The organism is Sphingobacterium sp. UBA1897 (assembly GCF_002337775.1).
GTDB lineage: Bacteria > Bacteroidota > Bacteroidia > Sphingobacteriales > Sphingobacteriaceae > Sphingobacterium > Sphingobacterium siyangense.
Genome location: NZ_DDGR01000004.1, coordinates 14,014 through 36,343 on the forward strand (window position 1 = coordinate 14,014; position 22,330 = coordinate 36,343).

The 22,330-nt window shown below is 38.5% G+C and carries 22 protein-coding genes and 1 pseudogene; 15 read left to right on the top strand and 8 right to left on the bottom strand.

Going from position 1 to position 22,330, the window contains the following annotated elements; translation table 11 throughout:
* Position 1: 1 nt before the first annotated feature.
* The 15 genes and pseudogenes from B4N43_RS02785 to B4N43_RS02855 all read left to right on the top strand — a co-directional run bounded on the left by B4N43_RS02785 (position 2) and on the right by B4N43_RS02855 (position 13,699).
* Positions 2 to 2,041, top strand: coding sequence for a type IV secretion system DNA-binding domain-containing protein (locus B4N43_RS02785; RefSeq protein ID WP_286732627.1), 2,040 nt, complete (start codon positions 2 to 4; stop codon positions 2,039 to 2,041).
* Positions 2,042 to 2,194: 153 nt separating this feature from the next.
* Complete coding sequence (locus tag B4N43_RS02790) at positions 2,195 to 2,599, top strand: M23 family metallopeptidase (RefSeq protein WP_286732629.1); 405 nt, start codon at positions 2,195 to 2,197, stop codon at positions 2,597 to 2,599.
* Complete coding sequence (locus tag B4N43_RS02795; protein ID WP_286732630.1) at positions 2,592 to 2,756, top strand: hypothetical protein; 165 nt, start codon at positions 2,592 to 2,594, stop codon at positions 2,754 to 2,756. The genes B4N43_RS02790 and B4N43_RS02795 overlap by 8 nt, the downstream gene beginning before the upstream one ends.
* A complete protein-coding gene (locus tag B4N43_RS02800; RefSeq protein ID WP_286732631.1) occupies positions 2,746 to 3,933 on the top strand; it encodes an ArdC family protein in 1,188 nt (395 codons plus the stop codon). The genes B4N43_RS02795 and B4N43_RS02800 overlap by 11 nt, the downstream gene beginning before the upstream one ends.
* Before the next feature lie 20 nt (positions 3,934 to 3,953).
* Positions 3,954 to 4,760 carry a DUF4099 domain-containing protein gene (locus B4N43_RS02805; protein WP_286732632.1) on the top strand — a complete coding sequence of 269 codons (807 nt, stop codon included), beginning with the start codon at positions 3,954 to 3,956 and terminating at the stop codon, positions 4,758 to 4,760.
* Positions 4,761 to 4,765: 5 nt separating this feature from the next.
* Complete coding sequence (locus B4N43_RS02810; protein WP_286732633.1) at positions 4,766 to 5,374, top strand: hypothetical protein; 609 nt, start codon at positions 4,766 to 4,768, stop codon at positions 5,372 to 5,374.
* A 73-nt stretch (positions 5,375 to 5,447) separates the two neighbouring features.
* Positions 5,448 to 5,639 carry a hypothetical protein gene (locus tag B4N43_RS02815; protein ID WP_286732634.1) on the top strand — a complete coding sequence of 64 codons (192 nt, stop codon included), beginning with the start codon at positions 5,448 to 5,450 and terminating at the stop codon, positions 5,637 to 5,639.
* On the top strand, positions 5,636 to 6,067 hold the full coding sequence (locus tag B4N43_RS02820; protein ID WP_286732636.1) for a hypothetical protein: 432 nt from the start codon (positions 5,636 to 5,638) through the stop codon (positions 6,065 to 6,067). Before B4N43_RS02815 ends, B4N43_RS02820 begins: the two co-directional genes overlap by 4 nt.
* Before the next feature lie 464 nt (positions 6,068 to 6,531).
* Entirely contained in the window at positions 6,532 to 7,557 is a 1,026-nt protein-coding gene (locus tag B4N43_RS02825; RefSeq protein ID WP_286732638.1) for a HipA domain-containing protein, read from the top strand.
* A complete protein-coding gene (locus B4N43_RS02830) occupies positions 7,544 to 7,972 on the top strand; it encodes a HipA N-terminal domain-containing protein (RefSeq protein WP_286732641.1) in 429 nt (142 codons plus the stop codon). Before B4N43_RS02825 ends, B4N43_RS02830 begins: the two co-directional genes overlap by 14 nt.
* 199 nt (positions 7,973 to 8,171) lie before the next feature.
* Positions 8,172 to 9,089 carry a phosphoribosyltransferase-like protein gene (locus tag B4N43_RS02835; protein WP_286732643.1) on the top strand — a complete coding sequence of 306 codons (918 nt, stop codon included), beginning with the start codon at positions 8,172 to 8,174 and terminating at the stop codon, positions 9,087 to 9,089.
* A complete protein-coding gene (locus B4N43_RS02840; protein ID WP_286732644.1) occupies positions 9,086 to 10,978 on the top strand; it encodes a hypothetical protein in 1,893 nt (630 codons plus the stop codon). The genes B4N43_RS02835 and B4N43_RS02840 overlap by 4 nt, the downstream gene beginning before the upstream one ends.
* The gene (locus B4N43_RS02845) at positions 10,968 to 11,915 is read left to right on the top strand and encodes a hypothetical protein (protein WP_286732646.1); all 948 of its coding nucleotides are present in this window, start codon (positions 10,968 to 10,970) and stop codon (positions 11,913 to 11,915) included. The genes B4N43_RS02840 and B4N43_RS02845 overlap by 11 nt, the downstream gene beginning before the upstream one ends.
* The gene (locus tag B4N43_RS02850) at positions 11,915 to 12,982 is read left to right on the top strand and encodes a methyltransferase (protein ID WP_286732648.1); all 1,068 of its coding nucleotides are present in this window, start codon (positions 11,915 to 11,917) and stop codon (positions 12,980 to 12,982) included. The genes B4N43_RS02845 and B4N43_RS02850 overlap by 1 nt, the downstream gene beginning before the upstream one ends.
* Positions 12,983 to 13,074: 92 nt before the next feature.
* Positions 13,075 to 13,699, top strand: a pseudogene (locus B4N43_RS02855) (helix-turn-helix domain-containing protein).
* A gap of 255 nt (positions 13,700 to 13,954) precedes the next feature.
* Here the strand turns inward: B4N43_RS02855 and B4N43_RS02860 are convergent.
* The 8 genes from B4N43_RS02860 to B4N43_RS02895 form a co-directional block, all read right to left on the bottom strand.
* The gene (locus B4N43_RS02860; protein ID WP_070568781.1) at positions 13,955 to 14,983 is read right to left on the bottom strand and encodes a tyrosine-type recombinase/integrase; all 1,029 of its coding nucleotides are present in this window, start codon (positions 14,981 to 14,983) and stop codon (positions 13,955 to 13,957) included.
* On the bottom strand, positions 14,970 to 15,974 hold the full coding sequence (locus B4N43_RS02865) for a tyrosine-type recombinase/integrase (RefSeq protein ID WP_070568342.1): 1,005 nt from the start codon (positions 15,972 to 15,974) through the stop codon (positions 14,970 to 14,972). Before B4N43_RS02865 ends, B4N43_RS02860 begins: the two co-directional genes overlap by 14 nt.
* The gene (locus B4N43_RS02870; RefSeq protein WP_286732651.1) at positions 15,967 to 17,085 is read right to left on the bottom strand and encodes a tyrosine-type recombinase/integrase; all 1,119 of its coding nucleotides are present in this window, start codon (positions 17,083 to 17,085) and stop codon (positions 15,967 to 15,969) included. The genes B4N43_RS02865 and B4N43_RS02870 overlap by 8 nt, the downstream gene beginning before the upstream one ends.
* Positions 17,086 to 17,322: 237 nt before the next feature.
* Positions 17,323 to 18,039 carry an IS21-like element helper ATPase IstB gene (gene istB, locus B4N43_RS02875; protein WP_286732652.1) on the bottom strand — a complete coding sequence of 239 codons (717 nt, stop codon included), beginning with the start codon at positions 18,037 to 18,039 and terminating at the stop codon, positions 17,323 to 17,325.
* Between the two features lie 34 nt (positions 18,040 to 18,073).
* The gene (locus B4N43_RS02880; RefSeq protein ID WP_286732655.1) at positions 18,074 to 18,901 is read right to left on the bottom strand and encodes a Mu transposase domain-containing protein; all 828 of its coding nucleotides are present in this window, start codon (positions 18,899 to 18,901) and stop codon (positions 18,074 to 18,076) included.
* Between the two features lie 128 nt (positions 18,902 to 19,029).
* On the bottom strand, positions 19,030 to 20,049 hold the full coding sequence (locus B4N43_RS02885; protein ID WP_286732657.1) for a tyrosine-type recombinase/integrase: 1,020 nt from the start codon (positions 20,047 to 20,049) through the stop codon (positions 19,030 to 19,032).
* A 5-nt stretch (positions 20,050 to 20,054) separates the two neighbouring features.
* Positions 20,055 to 21,032 carry a tyrosine-type recombinase/integrase gene (locus B4N43_RS02890; protein WP_286732659.1) on the bottom strand — a complete coding sequence of 326 codons (978 nt, stop codon included), beginning with the start codon at positions 21,030 to 21,032 and terminating at the stop codon, positions 20,055 to 20,057.
* Positions 21,025 to 22,284, bottom strand: coding sequence for a site-specific integrase (locus tag B4N43_RS02895; protein ID WP_286732661.1), 1,260 nt, complete (start codon positions 22,282 to 22,284; stop codon positions 21,025 to 21,027). Before B4N43_RS02895 ends, B4N43_RS02890 begins: the two co-directional genes overlap by 8 nt.
* Positions 22,285 to 22,330 lie beyond the last annotated feature (46 nt).

Consider the following 22,330-nt stretch of genomic DNA (forward strand, 5'->3'; position numbering starts at 1 on the left):
AATGGAAGAAACAAAAGAGCAACAGGGCCTTTATAGATTCTTCCAGTTCGCCATTTATCTTTCCATTTTTCTGGAGTTCTATCTCTTTCTTTATGTTGAGAAATCCCTTGAATATGGGATACTAAACAAAACAAATTTACTTTTTGCAACCAAGCTGGCAAGGATGCCTTTTTATTCGGGACTGCTGGCCAGTAAGCTATTTACTGTTTTTTTGGTCATACTGGTTTCTATCGGTACCCTGAGTAAAAAGAAGAAAGATCTAAATCCCAAGAACCATATTGTTTATCCCCTCACGCTTGGATTCTTAATAATTGCACTTGCGGTATGGCTGCACGATCACAAGGGGAAACCGGTTCTATACGGGCTGAATTATTATGATCTTGGTTATGTATTCAGCTCTTTTCTAGGGATTGTCCTGATCCATGTTGCATTAGACAACATTTCAAAGATTATCAGCTCTAGATTAGGGAAAGATAAATGGAATATCGAGGAAGAATCCTTTATGCAGCCCACCCAGGCGAAAATCACGCCATATTCTGTCAATATCCCTATGTTGTTTTATTATAAGGGAAAGGTAAATCAAGGCTATATTCCACTGGAAAACTTATTTAGGGGCTGTTTGGTCTGCGGAGTTCCGGGAAGCGGTAAAAGCTTTGGGGTCATTATGCCAATTCTGCGTCAAATGATAGCAAATTCATTTACCATGTGTATTTATGATCTAAAGTATCCTGATCTTGGAAAGATTGCTTACTATCATTATTTGCTGGCGAAACAGGAAGGAAAAATGCTGGATTATGAATTCCATGTCATTAACCTGAATGACCCATCCAGAAGCCGCCGGGCAAATCCATTTAAACCGGAATATTTGCAGACCCTCGCAGATGCAAATGAAACAGCCGAAGCATTGGTAGAGGCTCTAAAAAAAGGTGATAAGAGTGGAGGAAGCGACCAGTTTTTTACCCAATCTGCCGTGAATTTCTTAACGGCCTGTATCTACTTCTTTTGTAAGTATGAAAATGGACGCTATTCAACCTTGCCACATGTTCTGGCATTTTTGAACATGTCCTACGAAGATGTTTTTGACACACTCTTTAGCAACGAAGAACTTAATTCGCTTTTGTCTCCCTTTATGACAGCTTATAAGGCGCGTGCTTTTGAGCAGCTGGAGGGACAGGTCGGAACATTAAAAATCTTTATCAGCAGGCTAGCGACAAAAGAAACGTTCTGGGTTTTTGGCGGAGATGACTTTGAACTTCAGGTCAGTAATCCCAAACATCCCGGAATACTGATCTTGGCTAATGATCCCGCTACCCAGAGTATCAATTCTGCATGTTTATCGGTTGTCGTGAACCGTGTTACAAAACTGGTAAATTCCAAAGGAAACCTTCCTGTTGGAATAGTCGTTGATGAGGCTCCGAGTTTATATTTATACCGTATAGAACAGGTTCTTAGTCAGGCTCGAAGTAATCTTGTGGCGACTGTCTTGGGTATCCAGAGCTTACAACAATTTCAGCAGCAGTATGGCAAAGAAACTTCCGCAACGATTACTTCGGTAGTGGGGAATGTTCTATCAGGAAGCGTGCAGAACAAAGATACCCTTGAGTGGTTAGAAAGGATTTTTGGAAAAGTAAAACAGCAGAGCGAAAGCCTTAGTATCGACAGGAATAAAACTTCTATCTCCCTGTCAGAAAAACTCGAACCCCTTATCCCCGCAGGTAAGATCGCAGCACTGCCTGCTGGTCAGATGGTAGGACTTATCGCTTCTGATGCCGTAGAGAAGTTTACCGGAAAATTCAGGACCTCAGCCGTTAACTGCCGGATAAATATTGATGTTAGAGCGATAAAACAGGAAGAGCAGCATTATAGAGAATTGCCCATATTCTATGATTTTGGAGAGAAAAAAGAACAGATACTGCTGGCGAATTTTAAAAAGATCAAAGAGGAGGTTAATTCAGTTGTTGAAGCGGTGACCGGATTTCGGTATACGCAGCCTAACGAGACGGAATCCTTAACGGATAAATACAAAAAATCATCGGAATAATTTTCAGATCACCCGTTTAATTTCACTATGTACAATATTCGATGCCCCGTTTATCCAATTTACTGTTGTCCAATAATCTGGATATTCACATTGCTTTTTATTTCCTTAAACGCGGTTGGGCAAGCTATAGATTTTAGTCTACCACTTAAAAAAATGCGGGTTACGTCGCCTTACGGTCTTAGGCAACATCCGATAAAATTAAAACCTATTCATCATAACGGTGTAGATCTTGCCGCTAGGGATTCACCCATCTTTAATATAATTTCAGGAAAAGTGGTGAATGCCGCGGAAAGTCCTACGCTGGGTAAATTTCTGGTAATAGAATCAGGTGATGATATCCAGGTTATATACGGACATCTATCTCGACTATTGGTCCAAAAAGGCGAATGTTTACCGCCCGGTCATCTACTTGGTGTAAGCGGCAGAACAGGTCTAGCGACCGGAGAGCATCTCCATCTCTCAGTCAAAATCCGGGGTCAATTTATTGACCCCATTCTTTTTTTTAAAAAACTCAATGAAATCAGCTTAAATCCTTTAAACGAGCAAAAAAATGAATAAATCTTTTGAAAGCCTTAATGAGAAACTTAGAATTCTGAAAGAAGGCGAAGAAATTGGGCTAACGCCCGAAGAAGCAGTCATATACGGAATATCTTATGGTGACGAATTTCCTTTTGACGAGAAAAATAACGAGGAAGGGGAGGAGGATGAACAATAAGGTAAAATCGCTACACGAGCAGGTTGCCGCAGCCCTCATCGAAAAATTGGAAAAAGGAACAGCCCCCTGGCAGAAACCTTGGAATTCCGTCTCAACCGATTTCAGTCTGCCTTATAACGCAATTACCGGAAATAGATATAAAGGAATCAATATCTTTTCACTGCTGAATTCAGGCAGGGAAGACCCCCGATGGCTGACTTTCAAACAAGCGGATTCCAAAGGCTGGCAAATAAATAAGGGTGAAAAGGCTACGCTTGTTCAATTTGTCAAAACCCATGATCTTATTCCAAAATTAGATGAAAACGGGAAAAAAGTCCTTGATGAAAATGGCAAAAGCATAAAAGTACGGACGCCTTTGGAACGTGCCATTGTCACAGCGGCATGGGTCTTTAACGCTGAACAGGTCAGTGGAATTCGTAAATTAGAATTCAAGCCCCAATTGAAATCTGATTGGGACCCAATAGTCCGTGCGGAAGATCTGGTTCTCCTTTCCGGTGCGGTGGTCAATCACAGAAAAGGTGATGAGGCATATTATAGCCTCCGTTCTGACAGTATAACGATGCCGTTAAAAGAGCAATTTACTACTCCAGACCGCTATTATGCTACCCTTCTTCATGAGCTTGGGCATTGGACTGGACATCAGGACAGGCTCAACAGGTCCCTATTTAACAGGTTTGGAAGTGAAGGGTATGCACGGGAAGAATTAAGGGCGGAGATTGCCTCTATGCTGATCGGTGATGAGTTTAAGATCGGTCATGATCCCGGCCAGCATGCTGCTTATGTAAAAGGGTGGATCGAAATGTTAAAAAATAATCCTTATGAAATCCATGCGGCTGCAACGGATGCGGAAAAGATATTTTCTTTTCTGCTGGATTTTGAGCGTAAACGTGAACTTAACCAGCAAACCACTAATAAAAGCCAGCAAAAAAATGAATCCAAACTGTTTATTGGCGATATCATTCCGTACAAGGATTCGGTTTATAAAGTAACCAGTCAACTGAAAAGGGGAAGGCTTCAGATGGAAGTAGAGGACACGGGGAAGAAATTTGTACTCTCAAAGAATGACAGGCTCTACCAATCGTTGCTAGATGTCAAAAACGGCAATGATATAAAAACTCCTGCAATTTCTAATAATAACGAAGAAGTCCAAAAAGCTTCTTATGGTTTAAAACGTTAATCCAATAATTAGATAGTAACATGAATCAATTTAAAGACAACGAACTTCCCCTTGGTGAACTTGAAAAACTGGGACTATATATTCAAGGGCGAATACTTCTCTCCAGGGACAATATCAATGCACTATTGACTGGCAGAAGAACCGAAATGACAAATTTTAAGGACCTTAAATTTGATGGGTTATCTATTCCCGAACTCGATGCAAAACTATCTTTAAAGAAAAATGATGACGGAAGTGTGAGCCTGAATGTGCATCCAATATACAAAGTAGCAAAAGCACATGAGTTATTGGATGAAAACGAAAGTCAGAAACTTCAAAATGGTGAGATTGATAATATTGCAAAAGAGCAAGAAGTACAAAAGGGTAAGGTCAGGAAAATAATCATCGAATACGATGAACAGACCAAAGAGTTTATTTCCTATGATCCTGCAAAGGTAAATGCTCCATTAACGGTAAATTCAGAGACGCTAACAGAAGAACAAAAGAAAAAATTTAAAAATGGACAGATTGTGGAATTATCTGATGGCACCAGGTTTCAGCATACAGCGCTTAACCCCCAGGGATTAAAATCGGATAATAAAAGACTAGCACTTTCGATCCTGTTTGATGCCGGCATCTCGTACCTTGTATATAGAGGGATTCAGGCCCTGAAAAACCGTGCTGCCAAGTTCCAATCCGAAGGTTATACAAATGGGTATAATCAGGCCATTGCTGATATGAAACAAAAAGGAAATGTAGTCGATTCTAATGTTACCATCCAGCAGTTAATAAATAAACATATCCCAAATCAGGAATCTAGGGGATATGGACGCTCATCGTCCCGCTAATGAATATGGATAATTTGGATCAGGATGTGATCCGGTTCTTTGAACCATTTTTTGAAAAATCCCCTACGGGTTTTGAGTTCAGTCATAGATATCTTTCAGGTAAGGAAAAGGAAGTTTGGACTAACAACGTATGTGTTAAAGAGGTAGCTAGCGGTATCTGGAAAGCTTGTAATCATTTTGCCCCTTCGGTAACTGATTTATTTATAGCTTCAGCTTGTCTAGATATTTTATGTTTTACACATTTTTTTCCACATTATGTTGATAACTTGTTGTCTGTTGCTTTTGCCTCGATAGGCTATCTTCCATGCAAAGAGTACATTAGGGAGCTCATTTATGAGTTCCCTAATGCCAAAATCCATCTTATAGCTGAAAATAGCTTGATTGGGAAAATCTTTGACTGCAAGGTTGCCCTTTGGAGTCGTAGTATCGACTCAAAATTTCGAATGAGTAAGGAGCTGATAGAAATAGAATTTGGCTCGCAAAGTCTTGTATTACCGATTGAGAAGTTTTCTCTAAACTACTTTGAGGTGATTTCTGGTAAACGGTTCGCCATCCGAACTCATAAACCGGTTAAGGGATTCTTGAATTTCTCTCATTTATTTACTGCTTTATAGTATTTAGTGCCAATAAGGCCGATTGTTATCGATCTATAACTTGTGGATTTATCCACCGTTAGAATTATTTTTTATGAATATTGAACTTAAAAATATTAAACATGCTCCTTCACTAAGCGAAGAAACGGAAGCGTTCACAGCTTCGTTATATATCAATGGTAAACATGCTGGTTATGCCAAAAATGCAGGACATGGCGGTTCAACTGACTATTATCATAAAGATGCAAGTGGAAAAGAACTTATAAAACAAGCGAAGAGTATATGAAATCCTTTACAAAACCGGATGATCGTTTTATCAATATGGCTTTGGAGGAGAAAATTAATGATCTACTATATGAATACTTGAGAAAGAAGGATCTGAAAAAACTAACTTCAATTGTTAATAAAGCTATGCTTAGAGGTATAGTATATGGAATGTCAGATAGAGCAGTTTGGAATATTAAATATGATACCCCAATCGTTAAAATTTTATCATTTAGTAAAGGACTATTGGATATTATGAATGCGATTAAGGATAAGGTATTACCACATTTAAAGGATGGAAATAGATTATTAAATACGAATATCCCAGAAAGTATCATTAAGTCAGCTGGACTAAAAGAAGATCAATATGTAAAACCTACAGTTCGTGATATTCGATACGGAACAATTTCTAGTGTTGAGGAAAATAATAATAAGAGAGGAAGATCTTGATAATGATTACTTTAATTTATATCCAATATGAGGGATACATCCAAGTTACATTTAATTTAGGAACCTATACACGACTCTGAATCGTCTTATGTACAAAGAATTCCAATACTATACTGTATTTATTTTTGTGCTTTAGCAAATCTTTCCAACTACAAATTATAAGGCTAAAAGGAATAAGGTGAAATATTTAGTTTAAAAAGTTGTTATTATGTGAGAACGGCCTTTCTTTCAGAACGTATTGCTATATTCTCAATCATCTTTATGAGCATCGCGATTTACATTTTGGAATATATAAACAAAATGATACTCATCTTCGTTTACTTTAACTTGCAAAATTGTAATGCCATTTGAATCTTTCCATGTTTGAGTCTGAAAATATAACATAAACAAGTATTGAGTATCCAAATTTTACTTAATTAAATTTGTTTTATATTTGTAAATATTAACCATTCATTATACATAATATGGCGTTGCCGGGGTTGAGAATTGAACATTCGTCGCATTATTCAGGTAAATTAATAAATTTTCATAAAATTGAAGTTTTAAAAGAAAAATCCTATAAAATAGAAGATATTCCTTTAGATGGTGATGCGCCAAAACAGTTTATCTGCGTTTATGAATATAAAAACGGAAGGAAAAAGTGCAAAGGAAACCGAAAAGTATGGGTTTCTTATATTGCAAAAACTGCGGAAAAATGGTATCCACACGAGTCAATAATTGAATATGCAATCAACAGAATCGGAGAATCACTGGGGTTAAATATGAATGAGACTAGGCTCGTAGTTGCTAACTCCCAAATTCGATTTCTTAGTAAGTTTTTTTTAAACTTAGAAAAAGAAACCTTAGTACATGGAGCTGACATATGTGCAGAACATTTTGGAAATCTAGAGGAAGCAATTATGATTGCGAATGACAAAAATCAGGCACGAAAACATTTTACATTTGAATTTGTTAAAGATGCAATTCGATTAGTTTTTCCAAATGCATTTGAACCGTTAATGAAGGAATTTGTCAAAATGCTAGTATTTGATGCTATTGTCGGTAACAATGATAGACACTTTTATAATTGGGGAGTCAAAAGGAGTATAAATAGCATTGAAAAAATGATTACCTTTGCGCCACTTTATGATTCGGCACGAGGATTGATGTGGAATCTAAGTGAAGAAAATATAAAGAAATATTTGGTTAACTATGATACGAATGGAGGAACTCTTTTTAGCAAGTATCTCACTAATTCGTGTCCAAGAATTAGTATTGACGCAAATAAAACAGTTAACCATTTTGATTTGGTAGAGTTTTTGAAAAATTATAGTAACGAAAATAGTTCAATAGTTTGTGAGTTGATTAGTGAAGTCAATGAAAGAAAAATTTTAACATTATTAAATGAAGAAATTTTTATATATTTCACTGAAGAACGTAAACGGATTATTACGCTTGTTATTGAAAAAAGATTTGAAATTTTAAGAAGTCTTTGTTATGTGGTGGAATAAATTATTTAAATCATCCTCATTAAAGGATGAGGTTTTAATGGATTTGGAAGATCTGAAGGTTCCAGAACATGATTTTCTTTCCAATACTATTAAGTTTGTGTTATCATTAAATGATTTGAAAATTGGCGTTTTATCATTTGACGCAGATAATAAACGCTGGTTTTTTGAGTATTCTTCAGAATTTAAAGATAATGCAGAGGAGTATAATCTTATTGTAGGATTTCCTAGTTTGGAGAAAAAATATGAAAGTGATGAACTTTGGCCATTTTTTATTGTACGGATACCGGGGCTAAAACAGCCTAGTGTAAGAGAAATATTAAAAAAGGAAAATATTGATCCAACTAATAATGTTAAGTTGTTAGAACGCTTTGGAAAAAGAACAATTAGCAATCCTTTCAGTTTAGAATTAGTTTAGGGATAGTAATTACAATTATCAGAAATAAAAAACGGGANNTCCCGTTTTTTATTTCTGATACAATCTAATTGATTAAAGATGCGTACCTTTGTTTTTGATTGATAAGTTAAATATATTATTTTCGATTTATCATCTAAATTTTGATTGATTTTTCGAGTCAATAGATTGAAAGCCATTATTTATTTAAAATGAATTAACCTTGGATCAACAATATAATTATTTTGAGGAAGCAAAAAGTAGAGCAAAATTTTTTCAAACAGTGCAAGCATGGCCTTTAGATGAAGACTTAAATTATGAAGGTTGGCTTAATAATTTTCGGGAAGGTGAAGAGAGGGATATAGCCTGTATAATTTTAGATTTTTTTAATTATTACTCTTCAAAAATGGTTATTCAGATGCTTAAAACTTCTGTTTCTAACACTGGATATATTTTTACCAAACATTTTTCAGATTGGAAGCATGATGACTTTTTTGACCGTTGTATATATAGTTTTATTCCTGGGGAAACATTAAATCCAACGGATAGCGGACATATCTTTACAAGGTTACTCAGAGATGAGATGTCAGTTCCTGAAGGCAGAATTGTTAGTTATTCTAATATCCCTCGCGTTTTAGATTTCTTAGCAAAACCTACACCCATAATCTTTGTTGACGATTTTGTCGGTTCAGGTGCACAAGTTTTTAAAGCTTGGCAGGTAAATGTTTTCCATAATAATAAAACACTTTCACAAATTTGTAAAGAAGGAAAACATTGTGCAGTCTATGCTCCCTTAATAGTAAATGATATGGGAGCGAAGGTAATAACTGATGGATGCCAAGGCTTCTATTTAAGTCCCACACATATTTTGGGTAAGGAATATGATTTGTTTGATGAACAATGTATTTGTTGGAAAAATGATTTAGATTTATATAAAAAAGGAACAAAATTAATATTGGAAAAAAGTAAAGAGCTTGGTATACCTTCCACAGATGGACAACATGAAAATGATGAAAAAGGATTTGGTAGACAGGGACTAGCTTTTTCATTCAATCATGGTACACCTGATGCTACTTTGCCAATATTTTATTGGAATTCAGGAGATTGGGTGCCTTTAGTTCGTAAAATACACCAAAGATGAGCGATACAAAAGAATCTTTAAAGAAGCTAAACGAATCCTTCGGAAGTTATAAAGCAGAATGGTTGAGAAATCAAATCTTTGAACTTTTTGCTGAACCGTCTTATTTCCCCGCATTACAAGATAATCGACCTTGTGTGTTGGAGGGTGGGAGAGGTACAGGAAAGACTACAGTTCTGAGAGGGCTCTCTTATCAGGGGCAATTTGCAATACATAATAACAATATAGAGGATTTTGATCAATCCGACTTTGTTGGAATTTATAATCGAGTTAATACAAACCATGTGCGTGCATTTTCTGGTGGAGATCTATCAGAACAGGAATGGGGAAGAATTTTCGCACACTACTTCAACCTACTAATTTGCAGAGATATTTTAATTTTTATCAAGTGGCACGCTGATAAAAGTCCAAATGATGAAAAATTTTCAAAACATGTATGTCGTTTAATAGCGAACTCAATCAATAGCAATGAAACTTGTGAAGATATTGATGGATTATTAGAAATATTTGATATGTCTATGTATACATTTCAGTCGGAAATAAATAATATTTTTGATCAGGATCTTCCAAAGTTATCAATGTCTGGTGATCCTATTAAATTGATTACAGAATATGCATTGCAATTGAGGCAATTTGAAGGTAAGATTTTTTTTATTTTGTTAGATGAATATGAGAACTATGAAGATTATCAACAAAAGATAATAAATTCTCTGATCAAACATACAACAGAGTCTTATACTTTTAAAATAGGTGTAAGGGAATTGGGATGGAGAGTAAAACATACCCTTAATAATAATGAGTTATTATATGATCCAGCCGATTATGTTCTAGTGAATATTGAATCTAAATTGATGGAAAGCGAATCTAGTTTTTCAGATTTTGCTAAAAAAGTTTGTCAGCAGAGAATTCAAAAGATTCTCGCAGCCCATGATTCAGATGTGATTATGGATATTGACGATGCGTTGAAAGGATTGACTATAGAAGAAGAAGCAATATTACTCGAAGTAGAAAATACTCCTCATTTCAATAATCTAAAGAAGTTACCGTCATCACAAACAAGTAAAATTAAGGATTTGCCCCTTCTTTATCAGTTTTTCATCTCCTATTGGGCGACCATTCATAATAAACCAGTTGAGATTATAATTTCAGATTATTGTGATAATGTCAAAAAATGGAATACAAGGTATGATAATTATAAATATGAGATGCTCTTTAAAATACGAAAGGGCCGTGGAAAATCGGGAATTCAAAAATTTTACTCAGGCTGGGGCACCTATACTAAATTAGCATATGGAAACATAAGGTACCTAATGGAACTAGTATATCGAGCATATGAGAAACATCTAGAAGCCAACGAGCTGCTAAGTGTTTCAATTAGTCCCAAAAATCAAACCTATGCGGCTCAAGAAGCAGGTTTGAAAAACTTGATGGAACTTGAAGGACTTTGGAAGAATGGAGCGCAACTGACAAAATTATTATTAGGTCTAGGTAGGGTATTCCAAGTATTGGCAAGTAGTGATGGCAAATCCGCTCCTGAAAAAAATCAATTTTCTCTTGAAAAAACGGGGATTCAAGCTGAGGAGTTTGAAGAACTGATCCGTAATGCAGTCATGCATCTAGCGTTAATTAGGACTCCTGGTAATAAGATGGGAGAAACATATAGTACAAGAGATTATTTGTATATGATCCACCCTTTGTATTCTGCATATTTTCAATTTAGTCATCGAAGAAAGAGAAAGATCAACTTAAAAACCGATGATATATTAGGCCTTATTAATCATCAAAAGGAGACTATAAAGAGTATATTAACTAGAACCGACATTAGCGATAATGAGTTGCAAGAATTTCCGCAGCAAATGTCTCTTTTTCAAAATTATTATAATGAAAAATGATTATTTATATACAGCAATACATAAATCTGTAGATGACTTTAAACCTCAAAATGATTCGACTTATATTTATGGAGTATCTGCTGAAGATAGGAGTCATTTTGTAGAGACATTGATTAGTCGAAAATTAGAGAATGTCAACTATTTAGAATTGCGAGGATTAGAGGATGAAAAAGTTATTGAGGTGGGATCAGAAACTGAAATACATTTGAGGAGTTCTATTTCGGTTAAAAAAGCCATAGGTAAATTTCATTCAAATAATATATACATAGATGTAACTGGATTGGACAATCGTATATGCGCAGCTTTTATAAAAAATGCTATGGAAATGCATTCCAATAGTGATGTTAAGAAGGTTATAATCGTTTATGCAGAACCAGATTCATATGATATAAAACAATTTAAAACTGAAAGCGTATTTAATGATCTTTCAGAACGTATTGATGGAATTTCTCCATTGCCTGGTTTTGCAACTATATTTCCTCAAGATGAAGAGAAGATATTTTTAATAGCTTTGTTAGGTTTTGAAGGAGGGAGATTTTCACATATGCTGGAGTCAGTGCAACCACCTAAAGAAAATGTAATTCCTATAATAGGTGTACCTGGTTTTAGGCCGGAGTATCCGTACGTGGCTTATTGGGGTAATAATAGACCACTTAAAGAAACGGAAACTTGGAGAAAAGTGAAATTTGCTTCTGCAAATTCTCTAGTTGAAGTTTATATGCTGCTTTCGAAAATATTGAAAAAAAATCCTAATTTTAAAATTAAATTAGCGCCAATAGGTACTAAACCGCATGCTATTGCCGCAATGCTTTTTGCAATTAAATATCCTCGTTTTGTCGAACTAGTCTATGATAATCCTAAAAGACAAAAACGTAGAACTGCTGGAATTGGGAATGTGGTTGAATGCATAGTAAGTAAATTGATTGTAGAAAATTAATGGCTAGAGACTCCTTTTATACTCCAAAAATACTTGCTGAACGATTGATTTCATTTATTAAAGATAGGAAAATTAATTGTGTAGCCGACTTTTGTATTGGTGATGGTGAACTGCTAAGAGCAGCCAGAAACAAATGGCCTAAGGTTAAATGTTTCGGTAGTGATATTTCCGACGAAGCTGTCGAAAATACTCAAAATAAACACTATGACTGGGTGCTTAGCAAAACTGACTTTTTAGATCAAGAACAGCGAAATGAGTCAATAATTTTTCAAAAGAATCAGTATGATCTAATTTTATTAAACCCACCATTTTCATGCAAAGGAGGTAAGGTTAATGAAATTGTTTTTGAGGATAGAATTTACTACGTTAGTACGGCTATGGAATTTTTGATTACATCTATTTCATACATGAAAACTAATGGGGTAATATATGCAATTATGCCTAGCAGCGTGGCGTATTCTCAGAAGGATAAAGAAGCATGGGAAATGTTAGAGAGAAAATACAACTTGTGTTTGCTTGATGAACCGAAGGTGAAATATTTTAGAGATTGTACACCAAATGTAATTCTGATTTCCTTAAATGATTTAAATCAAAACTCCATTCAAAAAACAATTCCTCGAATTGAGCTTGAATTTAACGGAGTAAGTGTCTTAAGAGGTAAATTGAGTATGAATCTAATAAAGGAAGATGTCAATGGATTTTTTTTGGTACATTCAACAAACTTAAATGCAAATTCTATTATCAACTTGAATGTAAAAGTGGTGAATGAATATTCAAAAATATCTGGTCCCGCAATATTAATCCCAAGAGTTGGTAAGCCCATATCTTCAAAAATTTGTATAATATATCCCAATGATATTTATATACTTTCAGATTGCGTTATTGGAATAAAAACATCAACAATTAAGGATGCTGAGCGACTTTATTTATATATGCTGGAAAACTGGCGTATGATTGAGACTCTATATACAGGAACGGGAGCGAAGTATATAACTATTGACAAACTAAAGCAGTTTTTGAACCTTGATTATCAAAATATTTCTTTCGGAAAAAAAGAAGCAATATGAAGTTTTTACATGATATCCCTACTTAAACTGAAGTAGTCAAGACTTAATCTGACAGTTGCAATAAATTAACAACTGTAAAATAGATTAGAGTTATGACAACAAAAGAAAAAATCATCAAGAACAAACTGGGTGTTTTAGAACTTGCCCAACATTTAGGAAATGTATCAAGAGCCTGTAAAGTAATGGGCTATTCCAGAGACAGCTTTTATAGATTCAAGGAATTGTATGATCAAGGAGGCGAACTTGCGCTTCAGGAACTTTCTAGAAGAAAGCCAGTGTTAAAGAACCGAGTAGAAGAACATATTGAAAAAGCTGTGCTATTTAGCAATCGAAGATATAGATCACACGAAAACCAAAGCAAAAAGCCCTCAAACAAATGGCATTTGTGAACGTTTCCATCGCACTATTCAAGATGAGTTTTATGCAGTTGCATTCAGAAAGAAAATATATCGTAGCATTCAGGAGCTCCAAAATGACCTAGATCGTTGGATGGCTTACTATAATCAGGATCGTACCCACACTGGAAAGTACTGCTTTGGGAAGACACCTATGCAGACCTTCGACGATACAATTCATTTGGCAAAGCAGAAGATGCTGGAGACACTAAAAGAAGATCAACTTGTTACTTATCCAATACAGGAGAATAAGCAACAAGTCGCATCTTTAGATTTTGAAGAAACATCACTATATTCGAATAGGCAATCTGACAATTTTTAAGAACACCCAACTGTCTGGATATAATGTCGATGTTGACCCCTCCGCTGGACATACTGACCCCTCTATCAAGGCTTTCTTCAGTCCAACTGATGACCTGACAATATTACTTCTTTTTTCTTAGACTTTCGCCTTTATTATGGAAAGCTTTCCATAATAAAGGCTATGACAACAATATGGATATGTAAAGTCCATTGAAAGGTACATTGATTCACAGAGCATTGCGTTACGGCTTTACATTTGGACTTTACATAATCGTTATTTCTTACCCAGCCCTTTCAGCCAAGTTATCAAGTTACTGTTATCGATCCATTCTCCGGTAACCTGGTTAGGTGTAAGGCATTCCGATGCCTGTTCTATAGCCTCTCTTTTCTGTTTTGAGTCGGCCCTTGCATATATCTCTGTGGTCTGGACCGAGGTATGCCCCAAAAGATCCCTTATCCAAACCAGATTTACACCAGATTGCAACAGGTGGATTGCGCGACTATGCCTTAACTGATGGCAACTGGTAACCTCGGGAATAAGATTAGAATCGTATATACGGGCCATATCTGCATATTTCTTTAAGATATAGGTTATACCGGCTCTGGTGAGTTTATTCCCCGCGCTATTACAAAAGATCGGTCTTTTTATATCAATCTCGTAGTCAACATTGTACCTTTCCATATACTTCTTGAGTATTACGACGACATGCTCAGAAAGCGGTACTATTCTCACTTTTCTTCCTTTTCCATATACCTTGATCGAGTATGGCTGATACTGTATTCGCATTGACTCTACCGTCAGGTCAGCCAGTTCCTGTACCCGACAACCTGTATCATACATCAAAGCAAGGACCGTAAGGTGTCTCAGCCCTTGATAAGATGCACTATCCGGTTGTTCAAGTAGAAGCTTTATTCCTTCTTTTGTAAAGTATACCGGGGTAGGATGTGCTTTTTTCAGATTTCCAATCTTCAGGACTTTTTGCCACTGATCCAGGTATTCGATGCTATCATACTGAAGATATGCTACAAAGGAATGTATCGCTGCCAATCTATTATTGCGCGTCGCAATACTGTTTCCCTGCCGCTCAATCAGCCATCGTAGATATTCAACCACATTATCCCTATTAATATCTGACAAAATCGCATTTTCAATCTTTATCTGTTTCTCATCCCTCAAGAAGGAAAAAAAGGAGACAAAACCATCGCGGTACGCGGATATGGTATTGGGGCTGACGTTTCGCTCGTGCGGAAGATACACACCAAGGAAACCTGTGATATATTTTGCTATGTTATTCGTTGCCATCTTTTTGGGGATATATAAATTCATTGAGGGAAATACACATTTCCAATAGTTCGGGATATTCGTTGCAGGTGAGTCTCACATATTCTTCGGTGGATGTAAGAGACTTGTGTCCCAGACAAGCAGCCAGTAATGGAAGGGCAGTATACACATCAAGCCCTTTTCTTATCATTTTTGCAAGAGAATGCGTTGCCATGGTGTGTCTTATATCATGCACCCGAGGACCAAAGCATTCACCTTTATATGCAATTCCACATTTCGTATATACCTTTTTGAACCAGTTGTATGCGTTGGCGGAAGACACGGCTGTACCATTCAATTTAATGAAGAATGGACGTTCGCTATCAGTAACGCCTTTTACGGGGAGCATGCTCCTGTAATGTAAATATTTCAGAAGGGCCTCCTTTAAAGAGCTGCATATGGGAACCAGGCGTTCTTCTCCATTTTTAGTATTGCCCCAAGTGCCAACCCTTAATACATTCCTGTCGGGATCCACATCCTTGTTTCGCAGCGAGGTTGCTTCTGTGATTCTTAGGCCTGTACTATATAAAAGTCGAAAAAGACAGGGTAGGGATATAATTGGATCATCTTTTCGATGGCTTCCTCGCTGAAGCCCGTCAGATTCCCGGAATATGGCCAGCATCTGCTCTTCAGTGAAGATATAGGGTACAAAACCACGATCGTTCGTACATTTTGGCAAAGGCATGATATATGATTTAACCCCGTGCTCATTCATGTATTTCGCCAGTTGGGCCAGACGGGAGCATTTTCCATAGAATGTTCTACTACAATCATTTTCCCTGGACTTTGCCCAGGCACCTATCAGATCTTTCGTGATAACTGGATTTGATAAACCATATATTATGGTGAACTCGTCAAACTCTTTGTAAGTCCATTTGGTTGATAGCACGGTGGACCCACAGGATTCTTTGATCCGGATCAGGGCTTTCATATAAGGAGCCAATACTCCCCGATAGTCAAATGGATCAGTCATAGAACCACCCTCCTCTCTGCGTATAAAAGCAATCGCTGGATTCCGGAACATCTAGTACGCATCCCAGCATATGTGACAGGTCTATCCGGACATAGGTTCTTGTTGTATCTGCTTCGGAGTGACCCAGTGTTTCCGATATAATTGAGATTGGCGTGGATTTGTCCAGCATTCTTTGCGCCAGACTGAATCTCAATGCATGCCCTCCATGATGCCTGTTCCCGAATTCGATTCCAGAAGACTTAAAAACAATTAAGATGGCTCCATGAACCGCTCCTCCATTAAGTGCCCCATATGGAGGACGACAACTTAAAAACACTTTGTCTGACATGGATTTTGGGCGTGCATACCGAACATAGTCGATAATGGCATTACCAACTATAGGTAAAAGTGGAAGTGTCAATGGATTTCCGGTCTTATATTGCACAAGCGTTATTTTATTGGTTTCCCAATTTATGTCGCTAAAACTCAAATTGGCTATATCCGAGACGCGCAGCCCTAGACGGGAGCATAATAATAGCATAGCATAGTTGCGTTTTCCAATATTGCTTGAACGGGAAATCGATGTCTCTATCTTCTGTACTTCATCTGGAGCATAGAACGAAGGGGCCTTTACACGCTTGATTTTTTTACCAAGTGATTTTAGCATATAGGAATAGTCCTTTGCAATTATATTTTCGCGGAAGAGAAATAATAGAAAGCGGCGCGTAGTATCAATATACTCCTTCTGTTGATATTCGCGACTCTCAACATACCTCACTATAGCTTCTTCGGTTATTCCCGAACGATTGTCTATTCCCAGTTCGAGTAGATATTCTATAAAGTTGCTCATTGTTTTTCTGTAACGCTGAAGTGTCTTCTTCTCATTTAAGCCCAGGGATTTCAAGTATTCAAGATACTGAATAGCGGCGGCGCCGATGTCACCCCGTAAGGGATGTTGTACCACATGCTGTCTTCTCCCTCCCAGATTGCTATCCAACAAAACATGGGTCAACACTTCAATACTTTTAATAAGGTCGCGATGATGGAATGTAACGTTGAAACCATCACGGCACGTCAGCATATATTCGTTGCCGACGTTTTCGTCGTAGTCAACCAAGCCTCTTGAGTGCATATAAACAAGGATGCCTTTCTTCCACAACCAATTATAGGTGTAGATACGACTGCCTGAATATCTGGCCTCTTTTAAAAGTTGGTTAGTACGTTCAATAAGATTTTGAATTTCCATAACTTTTACTATTTATGTTGATATATTGTAATATGCAACACTAACGTTATGGAAAGCAATTATGTGTAGTCGTATTAATAATTGGCTATAAATGAATTTTGAGAAGAGATCTGATAATGGACTTTACATATCCATATTGTTGTCATAGCCTTTAAGTTCGATTCTGTAAGATCCATGGATCAGTCTATCAAGTATTGCATCTGCAATTGTATCTTCACCGATTACATCATACCAACTGGCCACAGGTAACTGACTGGCAATTATTGTTGATGCCTTAGCGTGTCTATCTTCAATTATTTCCATCAGATCCAGCCTTTGCTGCTGGTCCAGATTTACCAGGCCAAAGTCATCCACAATAAGCAGGTCTGTTTTTGATATCCTGTCCATCAGCTTATGCAGTGTGCCTTCAAGGCGGGCCATTTTAGTCTTTAGAAGTAGTTTTTGCAGGTTAAAGTACAGGACTTTATACCCCTGCGCACAAGCATGATGGCCCAATGCTGAAGAGAGGAAGCTCTTCCCACAGCCCGTAGCACCGCTGATGAGTATCGGATCTCCTTTTTTGATGTACTCGCCGGTAGCCAGCGTAGTGATCAATCCCTTGTCCAAACCTCTGGTAGCGACCATGTTTATCTCCTCTATCGAAGCCTGATAGCGGAAGCCTGCATTCTGTTTAAGTCGCTCAAACCTTTTTTCATCCCTTTCATCTGATTCTGCCTGCAGCAATAGGGACAGTCCTTCGGAAAGGGTGAGTTCTGTACTGCGACGGGTTTCATTCAATGCTTTCCAGTTACGCTCCATACCATGTAAGCGTAACGCTCTCATCTGTGTTTCAATATTCATCTTATTTTATTATTTGTTTATTTTATTCTATTCATCACTGTATTGCGGGGCCATCGTTTGACTGATCAAACAGTGTCGGCTGGCTGCCTGCATAATACGCTCTTCCCCTGATATTTGCATGCTCCGGCAGGGAGCTTTTTACGGAAGTTTCTTCCTGATTGTTTGCTGTTCCGTTTTCAAGTACATTCCTAAAGTAGTAGTAGGTATATAGTTTATTTTTTAGTACGTAACTACATGCTTTGTCAAACTCTTCTGCTGGGAAGTCCCGTTTTAGCCTGAACAGTCCGTCACAGGTACGGAATAACTGCTCGGGATAATGCGCCCGCTCAAAGAGTATCTCCAGAAGTTTGGCGAACTCCGCAGAGTGTGCTTTTGCCCTTGTCAGGTACGTTTCATGCGAGCGGTTCTTATACGCCTGATGTTCGGACTTTAGATGTGTCGCCAGAGTGGTGTATGCATTTTCCCTGTAACTGCGTATGTGCCCGGCAATCTGTTTGCCCCGACAATAGATCCAGAGCATATTGCGTGTGTAAATGATCTTTACCTTTGTTCCGATATAAGCGAAGGGTACGCTGTAATAGTGTTTATTGCGCTGCAGATAGATATGTCCGTTATCCCCAACTTTGAGTTCAGCATAGCTCTTCAGCTCGAAGCGTTCTTTGGGAAGTTCGCCCAATGTTGATTTTTCGGAACTTAAGAACCGCTCTTCCCGGCAGTATGGCTTTTGCTGCATCCGGGTCTGGTTGTGCTTTAGCATACAGACCTTTATAGCTTCATTGAGCGTATGGATATCAAAGAACTGCCTGTTTCTCAGTGGTGCAAAAACACGGGTATAGATCATTTTTACCTGATTTTCTACCAATGATTTGTCTTTTTTATGTATAAATACACATAAACGGGATTATGTATGTATTTTTGATATGTAAACTATCCAAAGTAACCTTTTCATTTTGAGCGGTATACTATTTGGATAGTTTACATAATTTACGATTACCTTCCGAGACTTTCCAACCAATCAAGCAATCCGTGGTTGGTTTGCCATTCCGGTAGTTCTGTTGATACCGGCAACAAACTGGTTTTTTCGAGCGCGTCCCATTTTTGCCTATTGTCTATCCGGGCATATATTTCAGTAGTCGTTACCGATGCGTGGCCAAGGAAGTCTCTTATGGCAACAATGTTCACTTCACTTTTTTGAAGGAGCATTGCTTTGGAATGACGCAGGGAGTGCGGACTTATTCCTGTCGGAATAAGCGATGCATCCACTGTCCTTGCCTTAATAGAGTACTTGCGCATAATTGCCGTTATGCCCATCCGTGACAATTTATCTCCCCGTCCATTTGCGAACAATGGATAGTCTGTAGCTTGATCCCGTAACAGTCCGTATTCCTGCATATACTTTTTTAACATGATAGATAATTTCTCGGTTAGGGGTACTATACGTGTTTTGTTGCCCTTTCCTTTAAGCGTAAGTAGCGTGGGCTTACCGAAGTTGAACCTGGCTGGCACCAGATCTATAATTTCCTGTACTCTTCCCGCACATTCGAACATCAGGGATAAAAGCATCTGATCACGCCTTCCTTTCTTTTTTGTTGTGTCGGGCTGGGCAAGCAAGAGCTTCATCCCCTCTGCGGTCAGATAAACCACCTCTGCAGCAGCACATTTTTTTATTCTCAGAGAGAGTATTGATTGCCAATGCTCCATGTGATCGGGATATCTGTAAGTAAGGAACCGGAAGAAGGAATGGAGTGCTGCCAGTCTGGCATTGCGTGTGGAGACACTACAATGTCTTTCTTTTTCCAGCCAATCAAGGAATTCGAGTATCCGTTCCCTGGTGATATCCCTAAAGTCCAGACGATCGGCTTTGATGCCATGAACATCCCGCATGAAGGTAAGTAGAAGGCTGATCGTGTCCCGATATGCACTGACCGTGTGCCTGGAGCAACCTCGCTCATCTACAAGGTACGTAACGAGGAACTGGGTCAGATATTTTGCAAAAGCTGTCTGTTTCATGACTGTTACCGATAATTGAGTTCAGAGAATATATAGCTACAGATGCTATCAGTTTTTCCTAATAATTCAGGATACATCTCGGAGGTCATACGAACATACCGATCTGTTGAAGCTAGAGACATATGTCCCATATAGGTTGACAAGATTGGCAGGATATAATAAAGATCCCGTCCCTCTGACAACGAATGAGCCAATGATCTGACACAGAAAGTGTGACGTAGATCGTGGATACGAGGCCCTATGGTTAGCCCACGGCGTCTTATGCAAGCTGTCTTGAGGATTTTGGCCCACCATAACGCAATTCCTTTGGCGGGACACGCCAGGCCATTGAGCTTCACAAAAAAGTATTCACTTGTTGCAGGCAATAGTTTCCTGTATCTCAGATATTGCTTACATACTCCGGCAAGTGAATCAGATATCGGAACCAGGCGGTCTGTTCCATTCTTGGTGTTTCGAAGCGTCAGGTAATTCTGTTCCAGATTGACATCATTTATTGCTAGGTTTACTGCCTCACCAATCCTTATTCCCGTTGAAGCAAGCAGTCGGATCAATGCAGGGAGCATCATGATACTGGTTCTGGTATGCCTGTCGTAAAGTACCAGCGTATCACACGCAATGTAAATAGCTTTGATCTCATCATCTGAAAAGATATATGGGATAAATGTATCCTGTCTCGGTACCTTCATCGCCTGTGGTATATAAGTTTCGTACCCCAGGTTAGATAAGTAGACTGCAAACTGCCGGAGGAAACAGTTCCGATGGCTCCATGTATCTGCCGCCTCGTTTGGTCGCCGGTTGCACCATTCGGTCGCCAGTTCCTGCGTGATGGTGACATCATGCAGTCCCTTGGCCATGGTGAACCTGTCGAATGCGAACAGACTGTATTTTGGCCCTTTTGATCTATAGCCGAGGTTGCTGCGCATAGCAAGGAAATCTCGGATCAGTGGTGCCAGTACTCCTCGTTTCACATATCCGCTATTCATAAAAGGCACCTCCTTTCTGGGTATAGAAAGTATCCTGGACTCCGGGGACATCCAGGGTACACTGCCTCAAACCCTCTATATCTATCCGGAGATAACACATGGATGTCTGGATACTGGAATGTCCAAGAATACTGGATATGACGGGCAATGATACCTGATTTTCTAGTAACATGCTGGCCATAGTATGTCGTAAGGCATGCGATCCGTGTTTTCTTCTCCCAATTTCCACCCCAGATTGACGGATGGCGCGATCCGCGGCGCCGGAAACACGCTTGGCATCGATCGGGCCGTGAGGAAATAGGCGCTCAAGGAAAACGAAAGCAGATTGGGAAGATGGACGGCCATAACGGATATAGTCAATAAGTGCTTCCCCAACATCAACTGTAAGTGGGAGCTTGATCGTTTCCCCGGTTTTCTTTTGACTGAAGCAAATGATATTCTGTTGCCATAGGATATGACCGAACTCTAGGCCACTGATGTCCGAAGCCCTTAAGCCCAGCCGTACGGCCAGCATAATCAGTGCGTAATCTCTTTTTCCGGTGGTCGTACTCCTGTCCATGGAATCAAGGATGACCATCACCTCCTGTTTGGTATAAACAGATGGAAGTTTAGCTTGCTTCTTATAATTGTCCCTGGGTATCAATAAGGACAGGTCTTTTACAGTTCTACCAATCCCTGTTAGAAAAGCAAGGAAGCTTCGGATGATGGATAAAGCCAGATGTTTCGCTCCAGCTGTATCCGGCAACAGTAAGGATACGTAATTTATGATGGTTAGTGGGGTCAGGGCTTGAGGCGAGCTGATACCCTGTGCATGGAGATAAATCTGGAAGCGATAAAGGTAATAGCAATAGCTTCGCAGTGTCTTTTCACTTAACCTCATCGATTTCTTTTGTTCAACATACTGTTCGATGAGGTTCCCAAATTCCCCTGTCAATACTATCGGCTCCCGCCTATTTATGACTTCGACCATCTTACCAGTTTCGGCAAACTGGGCAAGACATAGCGCGCAACGGTAACAATGTTTCTGATGGTGGGTGAGCTCTGAAACTGATTTGCTGCCATAGGTCTCACTTAAGTACGCGGTTACTGTCCCGGAAGTACAGTTGCTGATATTATTCGACACCATGTATGCCCTGATCCGGCTCCATATCCACCTGTAGATGGATATCGTCTGTTTGCTTCTGCCGATATCTCTGAGATAATCGGATGCGGAATCTGATAACTCCCCGAAGGAGGAATAACGATTGTTCATTGGATAAAAATTATCTTATGCGGAATTGCATAATGCAAGGTCAGGA

Excerpts from the sequence above, each read along its gene's own strand:
- B4N43_RS02850 (WP_286732648.1), top strand. The coding sequence starts at position 11,915 with ATGGCTAGAGACTCCTTTTATACTCCAAAAATACTTGCTGAACGATTG.
- B4N43_RS02845 (WP_286732646.1), top strand. The coding sequence starts at position 10,968 with ATGAAAAATGATTATTTATATACAGCAATACATAAATCTGTAGATGAC.
- B4N43_RS02865 (WP_070568342.1), bottom strand. The coding sequence starts at position 15,974 with ATGACTGATCCATTTGACTATCGGGGAGTATTGGCTCCTTATATGAAA.
- B4N43_RS02815 (WP_286732634.1), top strand. The coding sequence starts at position 5,448 with ATGAATATTGAACTTAAAAATATTAAACATGCTCCTTCACTAAGCGAA.
- B4N43_RS02825 (WP_286732638.1), top strand. The coding sequence starts at position 6,532 with ATGGCGTTGCCGGGGTTGAGAATTGAACATTCGTCGCATTATTCAGGT.
- B4N43_RS02800 (WP_286732631.1), top strand. The coding sequence starts at position 2,746 with ATGAACAATAAGGTAAAATCGCTACACGAGCAGGTTGCCGCAGCCCTC.
- B4N43_RS02795 (WP_286732630.1), top strand. The coding sequence starts at position 2,592 with ATGAATAAATCTTTTGAAAGCCTTAATGAGAAACTTAGAATTCTGAAA.
- B4N43_RS02885 (WP_286732657.1), bottom strand. The coding sequence starts at position 20,049 with ATGAAACAGACAGCTTTTGCAAAATATCTGACCCAGTTCCTCGTTACG.
- istB (WP_286732652.1), bottom strand. The coding sequence starts at position 18,039 with ATGAATATTGAAACACAGATGAGAGCGTTACGCTTACATGGTATGGAG.
- B4N43_RS02810 (WP_286732633.1), top strand. The coding sequence starts at position 4,766 with ATGGATAATTTGGATCAGGATGTGATCCGGTTCTTTGAACCATTTTTT.
- B4N43_RS02790 (WP_286732629.1), top strand. The coding sequence starts at position 2,195 with ATGCGGGTTACGTCGCCTTACGGTCTTAGGCAACATCCGATAAAATTA.
- B4N43_RS02830 (WP_286732641.1), top strand. The coding sequence starts at position 7,544 with ATGTGGTGGAATAAATTATTTAAATCATCCTCATTAAAGGATGAGGTT.
- B4N43_RS02805 (WP_286732632.1), top strand. The coding sequence starts at position 3,954 with ATGAATCAATTTAAAGACAACGAACTTCCCCTTGGTGAACTTGAAAAA.
- B4N43_RS02870 (WP_286732651.1), bottom strand. The coding sequence starts at position 17,085 with ATGCACTCAAGAGGCTTGGTTGACTACGACGAAAACGTCGGCAACGAA.
- B4N43_RS02785 (WP_286732627.1), top strand. The coding sequence starts at position 2 with ATGGAAGAAACAAAAGAGCAACAGGGCCTTTATAGATTCTTCCAGTTC.
- B4N43_RS02890 (WP_286732659.1), bottom strand. The coding sequence starts at position 21,032 with ATGAATAGCGGATATGTGAAACGAGGAGTACTGGCACCACTGATCCGA.
- B4N43_RS02860 (WP_070568781.1), bottom strand. The coding sequence starts at position 14,983 with ATGGCAACGAATAACATAGCAAAATATATCACAGGTTTCCTTGGTGTG.
- B4N43_RS02895 (WP_286732661.1), bottom strand. The coding sequence starts at position 22,284 with ATGAACAATCGTTATTCCTCCTTCGGGGAGTTATCAGATTCCGCATCC.
- B4N43_RS02820 (WP_286732636.1), top strand. The coding sequence starts at position 5,636 with ATGAAATCCTTTACAAAACCGGATGATCGTTTTATCAATATGGCTTTG.
- B4N43_RS02840 (WP_286732644.1), top strand. The coding sequence starts at position 9,086 with ATGAGCGATACAAAAGAATCTTTAAAGAAGCTAAACGAATCCTTCGGA.